The sequence below is a fragment of the Bradyrhizobium sp. CSA112 genome (assembly GCF_029051645.1).
GTDB lineage: Bacteria > Pseudomonadota > Alphaproteobacteria > Rhizobiales > Xanthobacteraceae > Bradyrhizobium.
Genome location: NZ_JAACFS010000013.1, coordinates 81,156 through 99,626, shown reverse-complemented (window position 1 = coordinate 99,626; position 18,471 = coordinate 81,156). Strand labels below are relative to the sequence as shown.

Annotated in this window: 19 protein-coding genes and 1 pseudogene; 6 read left to right on the top strand and 14 right to left on the bottom strand. The window is 63.4% G+C overall.

The genetic code is table 11. The features are described from left to right. Positions 1–15: 15 nt before the first annotated feature. Positions 16–678 carry a DsbA family protein gene (locus GWE18_RS21905; protein WP_275187772.1) on the top strand — a complete coding sequence of 221 codons (663 nt, stop codon included), beginning with the start codon at positions 16–18 and terminating at the stop codon, positions 676–678. Positions 679–743: 65 nt separating this feature from the next. Here the strand turns inward: GWE18_RS21905 and GWE18_RS21900 are convergent, their stop codons facing one another. From GWE18_RS21900 to GWE18_RS21865, 8 genes are all read right to left on the bottom strand, one after another. Further along, complete coding sequence (locus tag GWE18_RS21900) at positions 744–950, bottom strand: hypothetical protein (protein ID WP_057854639.1); 207 nt, start codon at positions 948–950, stop codon at positions 744–746. A 55-nt stretch (positions 951–1,005) separates the two neighbouring features. Then, the gene (locus GWE18_RS21895) at positions 1,006–1,860 is read right to left on the bottom strand and encodes a hypothetical protein (protein WP_275187771.1); all 855 of its coding nucleotides are present in this window, start codon (positions 1,858–1,860) and stop codon (positions 1,006–1,008) included. 8 nt (positions 1,861–1,868) lie between these two features. Beyond that, a complete protein-coding gene (locus GWE18_RS21890; protein ID WP_275187770.1) occupies positions 1,869–3,206 on the bottom strand; it encodes a hypothetical protein in 1,338 nt (445 codons plus the stop codon). 123 nt (positions 3,207–3,329) lie between these two features. After that, a complete protein-coding gene (locus GWE18_RS21885; RefSeq protein ID WP_275187769.1) occupies positions 3,330–4,403 on the bottom strand; it encodes a phospholipase in 1,074 nt (357 codons plus the stop codon). Between the two features lie 95 nt (positions 4,404–4,498). Then, positions 4,499–5,470 (bottom strand): S1C family serine protease, encoded by a 972-nt coding sequence (locus tag GWE18_RS21880; RefSeq protein WP_275187767.1) that lies wholly within the window; start codon positions 5,468–5,470, stop codon positions 4,499–4,501. A gap of 160 nt (positions 5,471–5,630) precedes the next feature. Then, positions 5,631–7,148 (bottom strand): AMP-binding protein, encoded by a 1,518-nt coding sequence (locus GWE18_RS21875; protein WP_275187766.1) that lies wholly within the window; start codon positions 7,146–7,148, stop codon positions 5,631–5,633. A gap of 246 nt (positions 7,149–7,394) precedes the next feature. Beyond that, positions 7,395–7,715, bottom strand: coding sequence for a hypothetical protein (locus tag GWE18_RS21870; protein ID WP_275187765.1), 321 nt, complete (start codon positions 7,713–7,715; stop codon positions 7,395–7,397). A gap of 123 nt (positions 7,716–7,838) precedes the next feature. Continuing rightward, a complete protein-coding gene (locus GWE18_RS21865) occupies positions 7,839–8,759 on the bottom strand; it encodes a division plane positioning ATPase MipZ (RefSeq protein WP_275187764.1) in 921 nt (306 codons plus the stop codon). Positions 8,760–8,964: 205 nt separating this feature from the next. Here GWE18_RS21865 and GWE18_RS21860 point away from each other — a divergent pair. Together GWE18_RS21860 and groL are read left to right on the top strand one after the other, a co-directional pair. Then, positions 8,965–9,116 (top strand): annotated as a pseudogene (locus tag GWE18_RS21860) (co-chaperone GroES); the annotation flags it as partial. 56 nt (positions 9,117–9,172) lie between these two features. After that, positions 9,173–10,813 carry a chaperonin GroEL gene (gene groL / locus GWE18_RS21855; RefSeq protein ID WP_275187762.1) on the top strand — a complete coding sequence of 547 codons (1,641 nt, stop codon included), beginning with the start codon at positions 9,173–9,175 and terminating at the stop codon, positions 10,811–10,813. Between the two features lie 169 nt (positions 10,814–10,982). On the opposite strand, the gene GWE18_RS21850 is transcribed toward groL, so the two are convergent. From GWE18_RS21850 to GWE18_RS21840, 3 genes are all read right to left on the bottom strand, one after another. Further along, entirely contained in the window at positions 10,983–11,540 is a 558-nt protein-coding gene (locus GWE18_RS21850) for an HNH endonuclease (protein ID WP_057854648.1), read from the bottom strand. A gap of 276 nt (positions 11,541–11,816) precedes the next feature. After that, positions 11,817–12,473 carry a LysE family transporter gene (locus GWE18_RS21845; RefSeq protein ID WP_275187761.1) on the bottom strand — a complete coding sequence of 219 codons (657 nt, stop codon included), beginning with the start codon at positions 12,471–12,473 and terminating at the stop codon, positions 11,817–11,819. Between the two features lie 31 nt (positions 12,474–12,504). Continuing rightward, the gene (locus tag GWE18_RS21840) at positions 12,505–12,930 is read right to left on the bottom strand and encodes a nuclear transport factor 2 family protein (protein WP_275187760.1); all 426 of its coding nucleotides are present in this window, start codon (positions 12,928–12,930) and stop codon (positions 12,505–12,507) included. 72 nt (positions 12,931–13,002) lie between these two features. Here GWE18_RS21840 and GWE18_RS21835 point away from each other — a divergent pair, with 72 nt between their 5' ends. Continuing rightward, complete coding sequence (locus tag GWE18_RS21835) at positions 13,003–14,055, top strand: LysR family transcriptional regulator (RefSeq protein ID WP_275187759.1); 1,053 nt, start codon at positions 13,003–13,005, stop codon at positions 14,053–14,055. A gap of 13 nt (positions 14,056–14,068) precedes the next feature. Here the strand turns inward: GWE18_RS21835 and GWE18_RS21830 are convergent, their stop codons facing one another. From GWE18_RS21830 to GWE18_RS21820, 3 genes are all read right to left on the bottom strand, one after another. Then, positions 14,069–15,037: a peptidyl-alpha-hydroxyglycine alpha-amidating lyase family protein gene (locus GWE18_RS21830; protein ID WP_275187758.1), complete on the bottom strand. Its 969-nt coding sequence runs from the start codon at positions 15,035–15,037 to the stop codon at positions 14,069–14,071. 94 nt (positions 15,038–15,131) lie between these two features. After that, complete coding sequence (locus GWE18_RS21825; protein ID WP_275187757.1) at positions 15,132–15,797, bottom strand: response regulator transcription factor; 666 nt, start codon at positions 15,795–15,797, stop codon at positions 15,132–15,134. Between the two features lie 2 nt (positions 15,798–15,799). Beyond that, positions 15,800–17,191, bottom strand: coding sequence for a histidine kinase (locus GWE18_RS21820; RefSeq protein ID WP_275187756.1), 1,392 nt, complete (start codon positions 17,189–17,191; stop codon positions 15,800–15,802). A 192-nt stretch (positions 17,192–17,383) separates the two neighbouring features. Here GWE18_RS21820 and GWE18_RS21815 point away from each other — a divergent pair, with 192 nt between their 5' ends. Together GWE18_RS21815 and GWE18_RS21810 are read left to right on the top strand one after the other, a co-directional pair. After that, positions 17,384–17,902: a DUF3280 domain-containing protein gene (locus tag GWE18_RS21815; protein WP_275187755.1), complete on the top strand. Its 519-nt coding sequence runs from the start codon at positions 17,384–17,386 to the stop codon at positions 17,900–17,902. A gap of 59 nt (positions 17,903–17,961) precedes the next feature. Beyond that, on the top strand, positions 17,962–18,471 hold the full coding sequence (locus tag GWE18_RS21810) for a DUF2380 domain-containing protein (protein ID WP_275187754.1): 510 nt from the start codon (positions 17,962–17,964) through the stop codon (positions 18,469–18,471).

Here is an 18,471-nt window from a genome sequence, read left to right as displayed (position 1 = left end):
GTTCGCGAGACCCAGATGAAGCGATCTAACAATCGGACCAACCCGGCGCGTACCCGGCGCGAAGCGCTCGGATTGCTTGGCGGCGCCGCGTTGCTCGGCGCGACGTCGCGATCCGTATTCGCGCAACGCAGCGATGACGTGCTGACCGAAGCGCTGGTGCTGCGCGACCCTGACGCGCCCGCGACCGGCAATCCCGACGGCGACATCAACATCGTCGAATGGTTCGACTACAACTGCCCGTATTGCCGCAAGATCGCGCCTGAGATCCAGCAGGTGGTCCAGGACGACGGCAAGGTTCGGCTGGTGCTGAAGGACTGGCCGATCCTCGGCGAGGTCTCGAAATTCGGGGCGCGGATGGCGCTGGCGGCGAAGTATCAGGACAAATACATGGCCGCGCATGAGGCGATGATCGGCGTCAGCTCGAGATTGACCGAACCGCGCATCCGCGAATTGTTGGCCGGCGCCGGCATCGACATGGATCGGCTCAATCGCGACGCCGCCACCAACGCCAAGGCGATCGACACCATCCTTGCCCGCAACCACGATCAGGCGGTGGCCTTCGGATTCAAGGGCACGCCGTCCTTCATCGTCGGCAAGTTCCGCGTGCCGGGAATCCTGACCATGGCGGAATTCGAGATGGTGATTGCCGACGCGCGCAAGGCGAAGAAGAGCAACTAGCGCGCATCAAAACGCCGTCGTCCGAGACGACGGCGTTTGAATGTTGTGATGATCTCGCAGGAAATTTATCGCGACGAGATCTTGACCCAATCCTCATGGGCACGCGTTTTCAGCGCCTTCCAGTCCTCTGCCGCGACATCCCAGTTGACGAGGGTGCGGTTGGCCTGCGCGACCTGGCCGCTGGCGACGCTCGATGTCCGCATGGAATCGTAGACATAGACGCCGAGAACCAGCAACAGCGCACCCAAAATCATCCCTACAAACGTCCGCATGGCAATTCCTCCGTGACCGGCTGACAACGCAGATGTCGAGGCATGGTTCCGCGACCTACGAACGCACCCTGGCCGGCGCGGGACGGGGTGCGGTTGCGGAAGGGACCGCTGCCGTCGTCGTCGCCAGATTAAGGGACTTCAACTCATCGGGCTTGAACACGAACAGCTTGTCATGCGGCGTCTCCATCGCATGCACCCAAACCTGCAGGCTGACGCCCATGTCGCCGAGATAGCGCTGGCACCGCGCAGAAATATTCTGCGCCACGTTCATCTCGTCGCGCGGCAGGCCGCCTGCCTGGCCGATCGCCGCCACCTGATGCACACCGATGATCGCCTTGTCGCCGACGCGGCGTTCCACGCCGCCGGCGAACACCAGCGGGCAGGACGAAGCACAGTATTTTCCGGGCTCGATCTCGGTCGCGAAATTCCGCTCGCGGATCAGCCGCCCCATCGCCAGTGCGTCGGCCACCGACCCGCCCGGCGAGTTCAGCACCACCGTCTTGATGTAATCGCCACGCTTGACGACTTCGGCGGCGAACGCTTCGGAAATCCCCGGCATGATGGTGCCCGTCGCCATCAGTTTGCCGCCGCCGACCAACTCGAACATCATCGGCTGGGCCATCACGCCATCGGCTTGCGGCCGCGGCGTCAGGCGTTTGTCGCGGTCAGGCGTGAGCGGCGCCAGGATTGACGGAACGATGTCGGGGAGGCCAAGCGAAGGCGTATCGTGCCTTACCTCGGCGGCGGAATCGGTCGTGCCGATCCAGCCGTTCATGCCGGCAAGATCGGCCGCGAGCACGAGAATCGTGACGGTGACGACGCTGCGAAAGATAAAGCGCAGGATCGCCTCGTCGGGATTGGCCGCAAGGAAAGCCTGAATGCGCTGTTGAAACGTCGCGGATGGCTGCATGACGACACCTATTTGGTATGCCGTGCCGACGATAGCGAGGTGACGTTCTCCTCGACTGCCGTTGCCGCCTCGGGCGCAGGCTGGTCGCCAGAGGGTTCGACAACATCGGGCCGCGCCACGCGCCGCGCTTCCTCGACCTCGCGGGCCATCTGCAACGCCGCAACCAGTTCGCCCGCCGTCATGCCGGATGCGCTGAAGGCCGGCATCCCCTCGCGCCGGATCGCGGCGTGCACCACGCACAAGATAAGCACCAGCACCGCCGGCATCAGGTCGATCGAAATCGCGCCCGCCCAGCTCGGAATGAAGTCGCCGGCGTAACGAAGCACGGCTTCGGCGGGCGACATGGTCTGGAACCGGACCGGCTCGACGCGCGGCAGCGCCAGTATCTTGTCGGCTGCCTCAGCGAGTGAAGCCGCTTGCGTTGCGATCGAACTCTCGACCTTGCCGACGACAGCGGTCTGCCGGTCCGCGAGATCGGTGGTGCGGCCGCCCGCGGCCGGTGCGATGAAACCTGATGACAGCGATGCCGCCGCGCGCTTGACGGCGGGCGCGACCGAAGTCTGCTGCAGGTTGGTGATCACGCCGCTGAGCGCCAGCGACTCCGTGGCGAAAGCGTCGCTACGCGTCGAGATCGGCCCGCGGTCGGAAATCAGTTCGCGCATCTTTGCCAGATGCTTGCCGCCCTGTTCGAACAATGTCGAGACGCGCTTGCCTGATGCCTGCACTTCCTGGCCGAGGCTGTCGAGCTGTCCGGACATCTGGGTCAGGAGCTGCACGACGGTGCCGGATCCCGCGGTGCCCGTCAGCGACCCTGCGCGTTCCGCGTCGGCGAGTTTGGCGAAGCGCGCGGAAGCAAGCTGGATATCCGGCAACAAGCCTTGCGCTGCGATGGCGTTGCTGTTGGCGGTATCGAGATCGCGGGTGTAGTTCTGCACTGTGATGGCGAGATGCTGCTGGATCGCAGCCGCTCCCGCCAGCGCCGAGGCGTTGAGCCAGGACGACATCGCCACGATCATCAGCGATCCAAATAGCATACAGCCGAACATCAGCGCGCGCCCGGTGCGGTCGACCACATGCGGCATGAACTGCATGAGGAACACCCAGAACGCGTAGATCCCGACCGACACCGCGACCGAATAGATCACGGCGGCGAAGAACACCGTGGTCGGGCTGCCGTTGAGCAGTTCGCGAACACCGAGATAGGTGTAGACGCCGGCGGCGAGGGCGAGGATCGCGGTCGTCAGTTTCAGCGTGATTTCGAGGCGCGCAACACCCTTGGAGAGAAGCAACGAATTGGAGGTACGCGCAGAGGCCGCCGGAGCGGCAAGGCCGTTGGTCGTGGGCATGACATGTCCTGTCGCGGTTCAATGAACCGTTCTGATCAACGTCCCCCACGTTGTGTTTGCTAAGTATCTCAACTCATAGAGATAAATTCCGACGAGATTGTGTCGGCAGGACCGCAGCAGCCGTCAGGCGTCGCCGCGCAGCCATTTCAGGATCTCCGCATTCATCTCGCGCGGATAGGCGTGGCTGAGATCGAAGAGCTCGCGGTAGGTGACTTTGGCGCCCGCCGCCGACAGCGCCTGGCTGGTCTGCCGCGCCACCTGCACCGGGAACATCCAGTCGAGCCGGCCATGCACGATACAAACGGGCAGGCCACGCAGCCTGTCGGCGTCGGCCATCTCGGCCATCAGCGGATGGAAGGTCGCCGATACTGGCGCGAGGTGGGTGAAGGGCGAAGCGCTATCGAACCCCGTCACGTAGCAGAACGTGCCGCCATCGCTCATCCCGGTCAGCAGCATCTTCCCGGGATCTATGTTCCAGCGAAGCCGCACGGATTCCAGGATGCGCATCAGGTTCGGCGTATCGGTATCGTCGCCCATCAGCGCCCAGGTGCTGCCGGTGGCGGTCGGCGCGATCAGGATCGCGCCGTGGCTGCGGGCGTCGCGCAGCCAGCTCCAGAGGAAGCCGCGTCCGTTGCCGCTGCCGCCGTGCAGCGCCATTACCAGCGGCCAGGCGCGGTCGCGCGTGTAGTATTCCGGCACGTAGAGCGAGAAGCCGCCGCGGCTGCCGGGCTCGTTATGCTCGTGAAAGACGCCGGTGTTTTCGTTGGCCGGCGCCGCCAGCCGCGCCGCGAGATCGGCGTCTGCGCGCAGTGCAGGATCGACAAAGAACTGGTTCACCGGCGGCAATCTCGCCGACAGCGCATAGAGTGCTTCCTGCGCGCGCGGGGCGTGACGCAGCGCACGAAACAGGCTGGCGAAATCGCCATGGCCGTTTTGCACGACACGCAAGGCTTCGAACGCAGCGAGCGCCGCATCGCTCGCCGCTTCCAGCGGCGTCTTGATGTCAGCGAAATCCGCGGGCCATTGCTCAAGCCGCGGCCGAACCGCGCGCAGGTCTTGATCCGGCTGTCCGGCCGCTTCCATCACGCGGTTGAAATCCGGCGGGTTGAGGTAGCGCGCGACGAAGCTGAGGGCCTCCAGCGACTGCAACAGCGGCGGCAGCACGGCCACGATGTCGTCCACCACGGCCTGGCTCATCGGGCGTACTCCGCTTTCAAGGCTTAGTTCAATGTTCAATGAAGCCTTGGTTCAGTGCAGCCTTGGTTCAGTGCAGCCTTGGCTCAGGTCCTGGTTCAGTGCAGCCTTGGCGCCTTCAATAGCTTGGCGCGGTCGGTCGAACTTAGCACCACGTCGAAGGTGACGCCCTCGTGGTAGACCGTGAGCGGCACGTCGACGCCGGCAGACCCGAGCGACCAGAGCTTGCGATAGAAGCCGGTCTGGCTGGTGATCTTGTCGCCGTTGACCGCGAGGATGACGTCACCGGTCTTCAGTTCGGCGAGCGCGGCCGGACCTTTGCCGGCGATGCCGACCACCACGACGCGGTTGTCGATTTCGGTGGTATACATGCCGAGCCAGGGCCGTGCCGGCTTGTTGACGCGGCCGAATTTCCTGATGTCGTCGATCACCAGCTTCAACAGGTCGATCGGCACGATCATGTTGACGTGCTCGGCCTTGCCGTCGCGCTCGCGCTCGAGCTGCAGTGAGCCGATGCCGATCAGTTCGCCGCGGCTCGAGATCAGCCCGGTGCCGCCCCAATTGGGATGCGCGGGGTGGGTGAAGATCGCCTCGTCCAGCAGATATTCCCAATAGCCGGCGAATTCCTGCTTGGCCGCGATCTGACTGGCGACCGAGCGCGTGCGCCCGCCGGCGCCGCCGACCACCACGCGGTCGCCGATCTGCGCGGCGGCGGAAGAGCCGATCGGCAAGGGATCGAGATCGAGGTCGCCGAGCGCTTGCACCAGCCCGAAGCCGGATTCGAAATCGAAGCCGAGCGCGTGGCCTTCCACCACGCGGCCGTCGCCGCGATGCAGCCAGACCGCTTCGGCCTCGGTGATCAGATAGCCGATGGTCAGCACCAGCCCATCATCGATCAGCACGCCATTGCCGGCGCGTTCGGTGCCGAGCGTCTCCGCACTGAATGCATCGGGCGGAATGATCGAATGCAGCCCGACCACCGACGAGAGGGCCTTGTCGAGGTCGAAAGTGTAGTCGCCCGGGCGCGGCTGGTTTGCGGGCGGCACTCTCCATTCGGTCAAAGATGGCATGGATGGTCTCCTGGCGAACCGGCGCGCTTCCGGCGAGGATAGCGCCGGGAATGCACGACAATCTATGCTGCAAACGGCCGTCTTGAAAGTGTCCCCCAAAATGAGCCGCCACGCGACTCATAAGAAGGCAGTTTCACAAATGTTCCGCGGCAATTTAGGATCATTCCACGGTTGCCCGCGCATGGGCCGGCATGATCCGGAAATCGCGGTTCTCCTTCAGCCACCCGGCGCGCTCGTCGCGCAATAGAGTGCGGCGAACTTTGCCGGAATCGTCGCGCAGGCCGACGTGAACAGCCTCGAAACTTTCCGGGTGCTTGTAGCGGCTGAGCCGGTCGGCCAGGAATTCGCCCATGCCGTCGGCGACGGCTTGCGCATCAGTGTTCCCGTCAAGTTCGAGGATGGCATGCACGCGCTGCCCGAATTCCGGATCGGGCAGGCCGACGACGACGCAGGAGCGCACGTCGGGATGTTCGGTCACCGCGGCCTCGACCTCGGCCGGGTAGATGTTGGCCCCGCCGCGCAAGATCATGTCGGCGAGGCGGTCGCCGAGATAGAGATAGCCTTCGGCATCGAGCCGGCCGATATCGCCGAGCGATTCCCAGCCGTCCGCGCGGCGCTTCGGCTCGGCGCCGAGATAGTGATAGGTGCTGCCGGCGCCGTCATTGGGCAGGAAATAGATTTCGCCACTCTCGCCTGGCGCGACGTCATTGCCGTCCTCGCCGATGATCCGCAGGCGGCAGGTATCACCAATCCTGCCGACCGAACCCTTGTGCGTCAGCCATTCGGTGCCGGAAATGATCGTGGCACCCTGCCGCTCGGTGCCGCCATAGAGCTCGTAGATGCGCTCCGGCCCCAGCCACTCGATCCATCTCTCCTTCAGCCAGGGCGGCATCGGGGCTGCCATGTGAAACACGATCTGCAGGCTTGAGAGGTCGTAGGCGTTGCGCTTCTCATCCGGCAGCGTCCAGATCCGGTGCATCATGGTCGGCACGAAATTCACCCATTGCACTCGGTTTTTCTCGATCAGCCGCAGCGTCTCCTCGGCGTCGAACCTGACGAGGCCGGTGACGCGTCCGCCGTTGAACAACGCGGTGTGCGACACGATGAACGGCGCGTTGTGATAGAGCGGGCCGGGATTTAGCAGCGATCCATTCTGCGGAATGCCGAGTGGAGAGGGAAATGTCGTCTCTACCACCGCCGGCATGTGATCGAGGATCACCTTGGGTCGACCGGTTGAGCCGCCGCTGGTCATCGCTTTCCAGTAGCGCGCCACCGGGTTATCGATTGGTTCGTCGGAAAAGCCCTCCGGTACGAAATCGGCAGGCAGCGAGTTGGGCGCATTCCAGTCCGGCTGACCACCGACTACAAGCGAAGGCTTGAGGATGTCGAGCACCGCGGCGGCCTCGCCGCGCGGCAATCGCCAGGTCAGCGATGTCGGCGTGGCGCCGCACTTCCACACCGCAAAGGTGGTCTCGAAAAATACATTGCTGTTGGGCAATCCGATGGCGACGAAATCGCCGGGCTTTACGCCCTTGGCAGCGAAGGCGCGGGCGCGTCGGTTGGCGTTGCGTTCGAGTTGCTCCCAGGTGATGGCATCGGCGCCGTGGCTGACCGCGATGGTGTCCTTCGGTTTCCGTTCGGCATACCAGCGTGGCACATCGGCGATGGGAATGAGCATGGGGCGTTTCCGTTGGCGGGCATGGATGCCGCTCTTGTGTTCTGACGAGGCGGGCGCCTCAGAACTATCGTGACAGAATTGGACGGCGGAGTGAAGGCGCAGCTTGCATTGCGCGCCGCCACGTCCGGCCCAACCGCTCCTCAAGGAATTCGAGGGATCGGCGCGCTGCGAAGCAGACCGCGAAAAGAAAAGGCCCCGCCTCGGCGGGGCCTTCCTGCGCAGACGTCGGGCGTCTACGCGATCGGCTCACCAGTCAGAAACGACAATGTTGCCGTAGGATCCGTAGTCGATAGGCACCGGAGCGCCGAACGCCGGGGCCGGTGCATAGGCCCGACGGCTCACCACCACGGTGCGCGGCCGTACAATCGGCGGTGCCGCGACAACCGGCGCCGGTGCGACGTAGACGCTGCCGGGGGCCACTGCCACGGGATAGGGGTCGGCTACGGGATAGGGGTCGGCATATGAATCGACATATATTGCCTGTGCCGATGCACCGGTGACGCCGAAGGCCAACAAACCGGCGATTGCCAGGCCGGCCGTCGAGCAAATGCGCGATCTCGTTATCATGTTCCGCAATCTCCTTCTGCTTGTTACGGCTTGCAACCGAACAACCGAACCCTCACCGCGCGCGGTCGTTCCCGGCGTTCACGAGGTTTTTGACCGCAAGTTCCACCGTGATAGCTTCGCAGTTTACGGACCGGCCAGGATATCGATATCCAGCGGGCGATCGCGAGAAGCAAACCATTCGGCGCGAAGCGCTGCATGGCGGCGAGCGCGATCGTTGATCGGCAGCTTTAACCCCTCGAGCAGGCCCTCAACCTCGCTGCACGCGGGGAGGCGAGAGACCTCATCGATGCCGGGCATTGTTTCGCATAGCGCGTCCAGCGCGGTGAGCCCCCGGGGAAAAAGGTCGCGATAAATCGGGCGGTCGTGAAAGCCGGGTACAACCCGGAAACCTGCATTGAGGGCCAGCTCCTGCAGGCAGCCGCAAAGTACCTGGGCGGTAGATGATCGTTGCGGCGAAATCCGGTTGCGCACGACCACCCAATCGATGAGGGCGCCATCGACCGGCCGGCGATGGCGACGCGTCTCGCGCACCAAGTCTCCGTAGTGGCTGATCCCGGTGACGGTCAACGTCACCGGATCAAGCGTCGCCAGCACATCGAGGTCAACAAAACTGTCGCTGAGCGGCGTCACCAGGGTATCGGTGATCGAATGGGCGAGCCGCATCAGATAGCTGTCATGCGGGGGCGTATCGATCACGACGAAGTCATGGCGATCCTGTGCTGCGGCGATGGCTCGCTGGAAATCGGAGCATTCGGCGGCCTCGTTCTCCGCCACCATGGCACCTTCGACGCGTGCGATGCAGAAATGCGTCGGCAACTCCAGATCGATTTGGTTCCGCCGCGCCCAGCCGCACCGGCTTTCGACATAATGGGTGAGCGTCCGCTGCCGGCCGTCGAGATCGACGGTTGCGACGCGCTGGCCAGCCTTCAGCAGCGCAACGGCGACGTGCATCGCGATGGTGGTCTTGCCCGAGCCGCCCTTCTCATTACCGACCACGACGACATGCGGCGGGGGACGCAATTGATGTACGGGCGCGGTAAGCACGGCTGCGCCTTAACCGTCGGTTGTTTTCAAGCCTGCTCGGGGGCACACGATCCGTGTGGCGGCGGCAGTCCCTGCAGGCCAAGGGATTGAACAACTGCGCAGGCAGCCGGTTTGTTCCTGGAGCGGCCAGTCGCCCGATGCTGCCGGTCATTTTTCGGAAGCCCCTTGCAGCGCAATTCTGACCTACCTAGGTCGCATGCTGTAGGTTCCAATCGATCTTCAGGTGGGCGATCGCGTGCTGTTCGGCAAATGGTCGGGCACCGAGGTCAAGATCGACGGCACCGAATATTTGACCATTGAAGGAAAATGACATCATGGGCGTGCCTGGGTGGAGCCGGCGCCAGTCGCAAGGCCGCTTTAAAGCCCGCCCGATGTAATGAGCAACCGAAGAACAGTATCTTAGGAGCAAGACCATGGCTGCCAAGGAAGTCAAATTTTCGGTCGATGCCCGCGAGAAGATGCTGCGCGGCGTCGACATTCTCGCCAATACGGTGAAAGTCACGCTTGGTCCGAAAGGACGAAACGTCGTTATCGAAAAGTCGTTCGGTGCGCCACGCATCACCAAGGATGGCGTGACCGTCGCGAAGGAGATCGAGCTCGATGACAAGTTCGAGAACATGGGCGCGCAGATGGTGCGCGAGGTGGCGTCGAAGACATCGGATCGAGTTGGAGACGGCACCACGACTGCCACCGTGCTTGCCCAGGCGATCGTGAAAGAGGGGGCGAAGGCCGTCGCCGCAGGCGTGAATCCGATGGACCTCAAGCGCGGTATCGACCGCGCTATCGATACGCTGATCGGTGACATCGAGAAGAACTCGAAAAAGGTCACCACGAATGACGAGATCGCGCAGGTTGCAACCATTTCGGCCAACGGTGACGCCGAGATCGGCCGCTTCCTGGCCGACGCCATGAAGAAGGTCGGTAACGACGGCGTCATTACCGTGGAGGAGGCCAAGTCGCTGCAGACCGAGCTCGAAGTGGTCGAGGGAATGCAGTTCGACCGTGGCTATATCTCGCCCTACTTCGTTACCAACTCCGAGAAGATGCGGGTCGAGCTCGAAGACCCCTACATTCTGATTCACGAAAAGAAGCTGTCGGGACTGCAACCCATGCTGCCGCTGCTTGAATCGATCGTGCAGTCAGGCAAGCCGCTGCTCATCATTGCCGAGGACGTGGAGGGCGAGGCGCTTGCCACCCTTGTCGTGAACAGGCTGCGGGGCGGGCTTAAAGTCGCTGCAGTGAAAGCGCCCGGCTTCGGCGATCGCCGCAAGGCGATGCTTCAGGATATCGCCATCCTTACCGGCGGCACCATGATCTCGGAGGATCTCGGCATCAAGCTGGAGAGCGTGACCACCAATATGTTGGGCCACGCCAAGAAGGTGAGGATCGAGAAGGAGAATACGACGATCGTGGGCGGCGGTGGCAAGAAGGCCGATATCGAGGCTCGCATTGCCCAGATCAAGGCCGAGATCAAAGAGACCACCTCCGATTATGATCGTGAGAAACTCCAGGAGCGCCTCGCCAAGCTCGCGGGCGGTGTCGCGGTGATCCGCGTCGGCGGGGCCACCGAGGTCGAGGTGAGGGAGCGCAAGGATCGCGTCGACGACGCGCTGCATGCCACCCGCGCTGCAGTCGAGGAAGGCATTTTGCCCGGCGGCGGCGTTCCTCTGCTGCGCGCCGTCAAGGCGCTCGACAGGCTGAAAGCAGCCAACGAGGATGAGCGCTACGGCGTCGAGATCGTGAAGAAAGCGCTGTCCTGGCCGACGCGCCAGATCGCCATCAACGCCGGCGAGGATGGCTCGCTCGTGGTCGGACAGATCCTGGACAAGGATACATACGCCTTCGGATTTGATGCTCAGACCGGCGAGTTCTGTAACCTGATCGCAAAGGGCATTATCGATCCCACCAAGGTGGTGCGCACGGCGCTCGAGGACGCCGCTTCGGTGGCGGGCCTGCTGGTTACCACGGAGGCAATGGTCGCTGAACTCCCGAAGAAGAAAGCGCCGCCGACAGCTCCGGGCGCGAGTATGGCCGACATGGACTATCAAATCTAAATAAACTGCAAGGTGACTGGCGGGCCCGCAATGGCGCGCCAATCACCGGGAGATTCAATTTCGGTATGGCGCGTGTGCCTTCGGGGGCGGAACGCATTTGTGTTGATGTCGTTGCCGGCTTGAACCGAAGGCCAACCGATGGAAGGTGAGACAAATCCGCGCGCAACGCCTACGGATCGAGCTCGGTGTCCCAGTACAAGTAGTCCAGCCAGCTATCGTGCAGGTAGTTCGGTGGAAAGAGGCGGCCGTTCCGGTGGAGCTGGTGCACCGTCGGCGCGAACGGCGCTTGCCGCGGAAACATCTTCGCCTGCTGCGGCGTCAAATTGCCCTTGCGCAGATTGCACGGCGAACAGGCTGCGACCACATTCTCCCACGTGGTCTGGCCGCCCTTGCTGCGCGGGATGATGTGATCGAAGGTGAGGTCGTCATGCGCATGGCAATACTGGCAGGCGAAGCGGTCGCGCAGGAAGACGTTAAACCGGGTGAAGGCGGGGTGCGTGGTCGGCTTGACGAACGACTTCAGCGACACCACGCTCGGGAGCTGGATCTCGAAGGACGGGCTGTGCACCGCGCGGTCGTAGTGCTCGACGATGTTGACACGGTCGAGGAACACGGCCTTGATCGCGTCCTGCCACGACCAGAGAGACAGTGGGTAGTAGCTCAGCGGCCGGAAATCCGCGTTCAGCACCAGCACCGGCCAACCGCCTTGCGAGACATGTGCGTTCAAGTAACGCTCCTGACCCCCATGTTAGCTGCGAAGCAGCATGTGCCCTGCATACTACAGGCAGCGTGACGGGATTGTGAAGAGCGTTCCACGGCTTATCCAGCCGCGGGAACGCGTGTTCGGTCCGCCGCGCCCCCGAAAGGGCCTCGGTTCCTCGTGCCCTCAGTGCCTCGCAGTCAATCCATCGTGATAGGTCACGGGGAGGCGCTTCTTCGCCACGGGCTCTCCTTCCGGGCGGTTTCACACAAGGGCCGCGAATGACAAGCTCCGCACGCTCTTCTACGGTTTGGCAGCGCTGGTCACGAGCTTCAGGCCGAGACCGAGCATGACGGCGCCGGCCGCTCGATCAACCCAGGACTTGCAGGACAGATAAGCCCGTTGCGGCCCTGACGACGAGAAGAGAAGGGCGACCAACGCATACCAGGCCGCCTCAACAAGGAACACGGCCGCAAGCAGTACGGCCGCGAAGCCCATGGAGAAGGATGCGGGGAGAAAGGCGGCGAACACGCTCGCATAGATGATGGCCGCCTTCGGATTGCTTATCTGTGTCGTGACGCCCAGCCAGAACGCGCGGAGCGTCCCGCGGCTGCCCGGATACTTGTCTTGAGGGCTACTTCGGCCGTCAGCACCAGCGGTCGCGAGAGGCTGCTGCGCCGATCTGAATATGAGATACCCCAGGTAGCAAAGATACAGGCCTCCCACGATCTTGAGGCCTGCATAGAGCGCCGGCACAGCCAGCAGGACACTCTGTAGCCCGAGGAGCGCCGCCGCGCCGAAGACGGCGCCGCCGGCGCCCATGCCAAGCGCGCTGGCAAGTGCGCGGCTTCTGGTTGACGCCACCGCCACGCGGGCAACCATGACGAAGCTAGGCCCAGGGCTGACCACGCCAACAGCGAGCGCGGCGACGATGCTGGCGAGTGTTACGAGTTCTTGCATGGCTGATCTTCCGGCGTTGGCTGCAGCACGGCTATTCGGTGTGCGGCGGCGCGTCAATCGCCCAGTCCGGATCGGCACCGAAGGGATGATCCATGAAGAACACCCAGGTGCCGTCGGGCAGGCGGCGGTGAACCTCCATGCCGTGGTGATGGACCTCGGTCGACTTGCCGGCTTTGTCGGTGCCCTTGATCAGCCACTGCGACCGCGTCATTGCAAAGTCGCCCGAGACCGTGGTGTGATGGGTCACGACATCCATGTGCGGCTTCAATCCGACATAGGCAGCCATCGTCTTGCGGATGCCATCTGCACCCCGCGCCACGGTGCTGCCGCCGTGGACTTCATCGACCTGAACGATCGAAGCTTCAGGGTGGTACATCGCGGCCGCGGCATCGACGTCCTGCGCATTGAAGGCGCGTGCCAGCCAGAGATTGCAAAGCTCGGGGGACGGAGCACCCATTTCTCAACTCCTATGATTGAAGTTTGATCTGTTGAAGGTTTGATTGATCATCGCCCGCTGCACGGCGGTCGCATGATGCAAAGCTGGATCGGCTTCATCTTGTGGTTCCTCATCTCGCTGCCCGTTGCGCGACAGGTAGTGTCTGGCGGCACGGAAAGCACGTTGGAAGCGCGCCAGGGCCGCTTGCGAAACTGCAAGCCACTCCTATCCTATCCAGCCATGGAGGACTGGAACGAGCCTCAACTCGTGTTGGCGGTGCATCGGGCAAGCAGCCTTACCGGCGCCGCCAAAGCGCTTGATATCGACCATTCGACCGCGTTCCGGCGCCTGAATGCCCTGGAAACACGGCTCGGTGTTCGCCTGTTCGAGCGGCTTCCAGGCGGGGCGTACCAGGCGACGCCAGCAGGCGAGCGGATGGCGGCAGCGGCAGAGCGCATGGAAGATGAAACGCTCGGAATCGATCGCGACATTGCCGGCCGGGATCACCGCCTCTCCGGCCGCTTGCGCGTAACCTCCTCAGAGACTCTGGCGTATCGAAAGCTGACCGGTCACCTCGCAAGGTTCCGGCAAACCCATCCCGGCATCGTCGTCGAGCTCGTGATCGACAACCGCGTCCTCAGCCTATCGCGCCGCGAGGCTGATATCGCGCTTCGTCCGATGCGGCCAAAGGAGGGCGATCTCTGGGGCCGCAAGCTCGCCGATGTCGCGTGGACCGTCTATGGCAGTGTCCGCTATCTCGAAGAGCGAGGCGCCGCCGTTTCATCCCCGGAAGATCTCGGAGGCCATGCGCTGATCGGATGGGAAGATACGGCGGTCGGCATCATGGCTGCAGATTGGCTGAACAGAGCGGTGCCGAGTGACGCCTTCGTTTATCGGACCAATAGCCTGGTCAACCAGTTCATCGCCGCGAAGGCCGGCATCGGACTCGCGCTGCTTCCCTGCTATCTCGGCGACGAAGATTCGGGCCTCGTCCGCGCGCTGCCGGAGCCGGTGCCGGATCTGGCTGGTGAACTGTGGATCGTGACCCACGCTGACCTGAAACGGACCGCGCGGGTCCGTGCGTTCTTCGATCTCGTTGGCGAAGGCCTTGCCCGTGAGCACAGCTTGTTTAGCGGGCGGAGTTGAAGCGCCTCATGGTCTAGACCTTCTCCAGCTTCTGCAGGCAGCGGTTGACGCTGACCTCCGGCGGCATCGGCGTATCCGGAAAGCTGGTCTTCCAGTCGGTGACGCCGACTTCGCCGATATAGATGTCGCCTCTGGAATCCAGCGCGATGCCGTGGGGGGCGAGGAATTTTCCGGCCTCCAGCCCCGGGCCGTTCTCGCCGCCGAGGCGGGCGATCCGTTTGCCTTTTGAATCGACGATCGAAAGCCGCGGGCCGAGATTGGGCACCTTGCGATTGACCGCCAAGCCGGGCCCGAGCTCGCCGACGATGAAGGTCGGCTGCTTACCGCCGCAGCAACACAGCGCGCAGGGCCGGTGCAGAAAGTTCCATTGTGCCTCGTACTTGCCGTTGCCGTCGAACACCTGGACGCGGTGGTTCTCGCGGTCGGCGACGTAGACCCAGCCGTCGGCATCGGTCGCGATGTTGTGGACGATGTTGAACTGGCCGGGATCGGTGCCGGGCTCGCCCCAGGTCTTCAGCAGCTTTCCGTCCGGCGAATATTTGTGGACGCAGGCATTGCCGTAGCCGTCCGAGACGTAGATCTCGCCCTTCGGCGACAGCGCGGTATGGGTGCAGCGGTGGAACGGCTCGCCGCTCATGAACGGCGCGGGCTTGTTTGGAATGCCGATCGTCAGCAGCACCTTGCCGTCGGTCGAGCACTTGCGCACGGTGTGGTCGCCGTCGTCGGTGCAGTAGAGATTGTCGTCGGCGTCGATGTGCAGGCCGTGCGCGCGGTTGAACAGGCCTTCGCCCCAGCTCTTGATGAAATTGCCCTCGCGATCAAGCACCACCATCGGATGGTCGCCGCGGTTGAAGACGTAGATGCGGTCCTTGCTGTCGACCGCGACCGACGCGACGTCGGTCAGGCGCCAGCCGTCCGGCAACTTCGCCCAGTTTTCGACGACGCGGTATCGATGCTCGCCCGAGCCGAGAATGACCGGCATGCGCTTCTCCCAATCTGATATTTGTCGACTGTCAGTGTTGCAGAGAGCTGTCCGAAGCGCGAGGGGGATTTGCGCATGGCACATTTCTTCCAGGCTAGCCTTCCATATCCTCCGCCGCGATGATGCGCTGGCGAAGCGCCAGGCGTACCAATTCGATGTCGGACCCGACGCCGAGCTTGGCGCGGATCTGATAGCGGGTGTTGGCCGCGGTCTTCACGCTGATATGCAGCGTGTCTGCGATCTCATCCACGGATTTCTCCGCCAGCAGCATGCGCAGGATCTCGAATTCACGCGGGCTCAGCGTGTCGATTGCCGAAGGCTCGTCGGCGAGGCTGTTGATCGCCAGTTCGTGGTCGATGTCAGGGCTGAGCGCGATGCGTCCGGCCATGACCTCGGCGATCGCGCGCAGCAGAGCGTCGGGCGGGTTGCTCTTGGTGACATAGCCGCGTGCGCCGGCCTTGATCGCCTGGATCGCATAAGCGGCGCTCTGGTGCATTGAGAAGACGAGGATGCGCGCGGACTTGTCCCATTGCCGGATGCGCCTGATGGCCTCGACTCCGCCAATTCCCGGCATTGACAGGTCCATGATGACGAGGTCGGGTCTGGCTTCCTTGTAGACGCGATAGGCGTCGGCCCCATTGTCCGCTTCGGCGACGACCTGAAGGCGATCCTGCTTTTGCAACAGTGAGCGATATCCCTCGCGCACGATGGCATGATCATCCGCCAGCATGACGCGCGTGCGGCCTCCGGTGTCCGGCATGTCTAAAACTCCGCCCGCGTGGTGGGAATGCGCGCGACAAGCCGGGCGCCGCCCGTCTCTCGCCGGTCGAACTGCAAGGTCCCTCCGAGCGACACCACGCGCTCCTGCATGCCGAGCAGTCCCATGCCGGCTTTTGGCGCAGCAGCGGTGCCGTTCGCCTCGCCGTCGTCCTCGACACTCAAGATGATGTCAGCGTCTCCGACCTCGAGGCGCAGTTGCACATGCCTTGCGTGCGCGTGCTTTGCCGCGTTGGTGATCGCTTCCTGCGCAATCCGATAAAGACTGGCGCTGACGCTGGGCGGCAAATCGTCGGCCTCGCCAATGACGGCAATCTCAAACCGGGTGCGGCCCCTCTCAAAACCGTTCCAGCTTGCAACCAGGCTTTCGAGGCTGAGGGTGAGGCCGAGATCCTCGATATCGGGCGGACGCAGGCGCACCAGCGCGCCGCGCAGGGTTTCCATCATGTGCGCCGTCGTGCGCGAGATGCCCCGGCATTCCTCGTATAGGGGCGGGCACTCGCGCTCCGCGGTATGGGCGGCGGCAGCGGCCTGCGCGGCGATGGCGGAGAGCGACTGGCCGAATTCGTCGTGCAACTCGCGCGCAAGATGACGGCGCTCGTCGTCCTGCACTTCGATCAGCTTTCGCGTCAGGGCGTTGCGTTCGGCGAGGGTGGTCTGCAGCCGCTGGGCTAGGGTGTTGAAGACGTCGGAGATGACAGACAATTCCGCGAGATCGAATCTGGGCAGGCGTGCGGAAAGATCGTTCGCCGCAAGCTGGTTCAGCCCGGCGCCAATGGCCCGCGTCGGCCGCAGCGCGCGCGCCAGCGCGGCGTATACTGCAAGACAAAGCCCTGCCAGCGCGAAAGCCATGATGGAGAGCAGCCGGTTCGTCTCGCGCCAGCTTTGGCCGATCTGGGTGGCGGAGTCGAAGGTCGCAACGGCCGTGCCCCGGGCGCTGCCCGCAACCAGGACCGGCATCGAGACCGGTTCACCCGGACGAAAGATGGCGCGGTAGAGGGACGCGAATACTTCGGGCGCGACCAATTCGTCGGCGAGCGTCCCGCTGCAGACGCCCTGGCGAAACGCGCCGGTGTTGTCGCGGTAGGCGATGCAGAGGCCCGGCTCCATCAGCGCCGCGATCCCCTGCAAATCCGGCGTTGCGTTGATGGACACGGAGAGCCATTGCGCCTGCGATTGCTGCAACGAGATATCCCTGGCCACGATCTCGGCGATACGGCTCGCTTTGGCCTTCGCGACCCGGTTGCTGTCAAACAAGGCGTAGGCCGCGACAGCGATGAAGCAGATGGCCGCGAGCGCCGCGACGCGTAACGCCAGCCGCAGCTTCAGATCGATGGTGTGCGGGCGGCTCGCCCTGGAATCAGGTGCCTGTCGCAAGCTGCCTCCCATTTCCTCCCATTTAGAAACAAATTTCGCCGGGAAGAAAGCGGAGAGAATCAAGATCGGGTAATTCACCCGGTCAATCCAGGGCAAGTTACCGTTTCGCCAGTGCCGAGGGGCGGGCGAGATGGCGGTGATCTGGCAACCCCAGCCAGCAACGTTCGACTTGCCAACTTCAGGACAGACCCAATGCGCGGCATTGCATTTATCCTCGCTCCGGCATTGGTTCTTGCCGGGCTTGCGGGCGCCGGCGGCGCCGAACCACCAACTCCGGTCAAGATTGCGGTCTTTCCGTTTGAGCTGGAGGATTTCAGCGCCGCGGCGGCCCACGCTCCCCCTGATGACATCGACCGCGAGCAATTGCGGCTTTCGACCGAGGAAGCCCGGCGGCTGATCGCGGCATCGGGGCGCTACCAACTGGTGGATGTCAGCGCTGTGAACGACCAGGCGGCGAAAGCGGGCAAGCTGCGGGATTGCGACGGCTGCGAAGCCAGGATCGCGGCCGGCCTCGACGCAGATCAGTCGATGGTCGGGATCGTCACGCGCATCACCCGAACGGAATACGCGGTCACCTACAAGATTCGCGACGCCAGATCCGGGGCGATCGTCGCCGTCGAGCAGACCGACCTGCGCATGGGCGCCAACGTGGCCTGGAGCCGCGGCGCGCGATGGCTGATAGAGAACCGTCTGCTGGAACAGGCGAAATAGTTGCCAGAACGAAACGCAAGTTACGCGATGCAAAGGAACCATTTGCGATGGAAAATCTGATGAAACTACGGATGTTGAGCCTCGCTTTGACCGCCGCCGCTGCTGTCTGCGCCTGTTCTGTCCGGCAAGGTCGGGCGCAGGCGCCGACGCTCGTGCTCGCCGTCGCCGAAATCCACTATGTCGACACCTCGGGTGAGGTGATCGATCAAAGCGCCGACCATCGCCGGCGGCTGCGTGAATTCGAAGCGGCGTTGCGCACCGATCTGGTAGCGAGCGGAAAGATAGCGAATGCAGCGCTTGAATGTCCGCCAAACGCCTGCTCGGTGGGCGATATCCATGACGGTCAACTGCTGGGCAAGGCGAAGGATGCCGGCGCCACCCATCTATTGATTGGCCGCTTTCACAAGATGAGCACGCTGATACAGCAGGCAAAATTCGACGTCATCGACGTGAAAGCGCGGAAGGTTGTGTTTGATCGCTACATCAGCTTCCGCGGCGACAACGACGCGGCCTGGCGCCGGGCGGAATCCTTCCTTGCCCGGCAAATCCTCGATCACGGCGAATGGTGA

Coding starts and splice junctions, on each gene's coding strand:
- GWE18_RS21815 (WP_275187755.1), top strand. CDS start 17,384: ATGCGCGGCATTGCATTTATCCTCGCTCCGGCATTGGTTCTTGCCGGG.
- GWE18_RS21835 (WP_275187759.1), top strand. CDS start 13,003: ATGATGCAAAGCTGGATCGGCTTCATCTTGTGGTTCCTCATCTCGCTG.
- GWE18_RS21900 (WP_057854639.1), bottom strand. CDS start 950: ATGCGGACGTTTGTAGGGATGATTTTGGGTGCGCTGTTGCTGGTTCTC.
- GWE18_RS21875 (WP_275187766.1), bottom strand. CDS start 7,148: ATGCTCATTCCCATCGCCGATGTGCCACGCTGGTATGCCGAACGGAAA.
- GWE18_RS21845 (WP_275187761.1), bottom strand. CDS start 12,473: ATGCAAGAACTCGTAACACTCGCCAGCATCGTCGCCGCGCTCGCTGTT.
- GWE18_RS21825 (WP_275187757.1), bottom strand. CDS start 15,797: ATGCCGGACACCGGAGGCCGCACGCGCGTCATGCTGGCGGATGATCAT.
- GWE18_RS21810 (WP_275187754.1), top strand. CDS start 17,962: ATGAAACTACGGATGTTGAGCCTCGCTTTGACCGCCGCCGCTGCTGTC.
- GWE18_RS21830 (WP_275187758.1), bottom strand. CDS start 15,037: ATGCCGGTCATTCTCGGCTCGGGCGAGCATCGATACCGCGTCGTCGAA.
- GWE18_RS21885 (WP_275187769.1), bottom strand. CDS start 4,403: ATGAGCCAGGCCGTGGTGGACGACATCGTGGCCGTGCTGCCGCCGCTG.
- groL (WP_275187762.1), top strand. CDS start 9,173: ATGGCTGCCAAGGAAGTCAAATTTTCGGTCGATGCCCGCGAGAAGATG.
- GWE18_RS21890 (WP_275187770.1), bottom strand. CDS start 3,206: ATGCCCACGACCAACGGCCTTGCCGCTCCGGCGGCCTCTGCGCGTACC.
- GWE18_RS21840 (WP_275187760.1), bottom strand. CDS start 12,930: ATGGGTGCTCCGTCCCCCGAGCTTTGCAATCTCTGGCTGGCACGCGCC.
- GWE18_RS21880 (WP_275187767.1), bottom strand. CDS start 5,470: ATGCCATCTTTGACCGAATGGAGAGTGCCGCCCGCAAACCAGCCGCGC.
- GWE18_RS21905 (WP_275187772.1), top strand. CDS start 16: ATGAAGCGATCTAACAATCGGACCAACCCGGCGCGTACCCGGCGCGAA.
- GWE18_RS21895 (WP_275187771.1), bottom strand. CDS start 1,860: ATGCAGCCATCCGCGACGTTTCAACAGCGCATTCAGGCTTTCCTTGCG.
- GWE18_RS21870 (WP_275187765.1), bottom strand. CDS start 7,715: ATGATAACGAGATCGCGCATTTGCTCGACGGCCGGCCTGGCAATCGCC.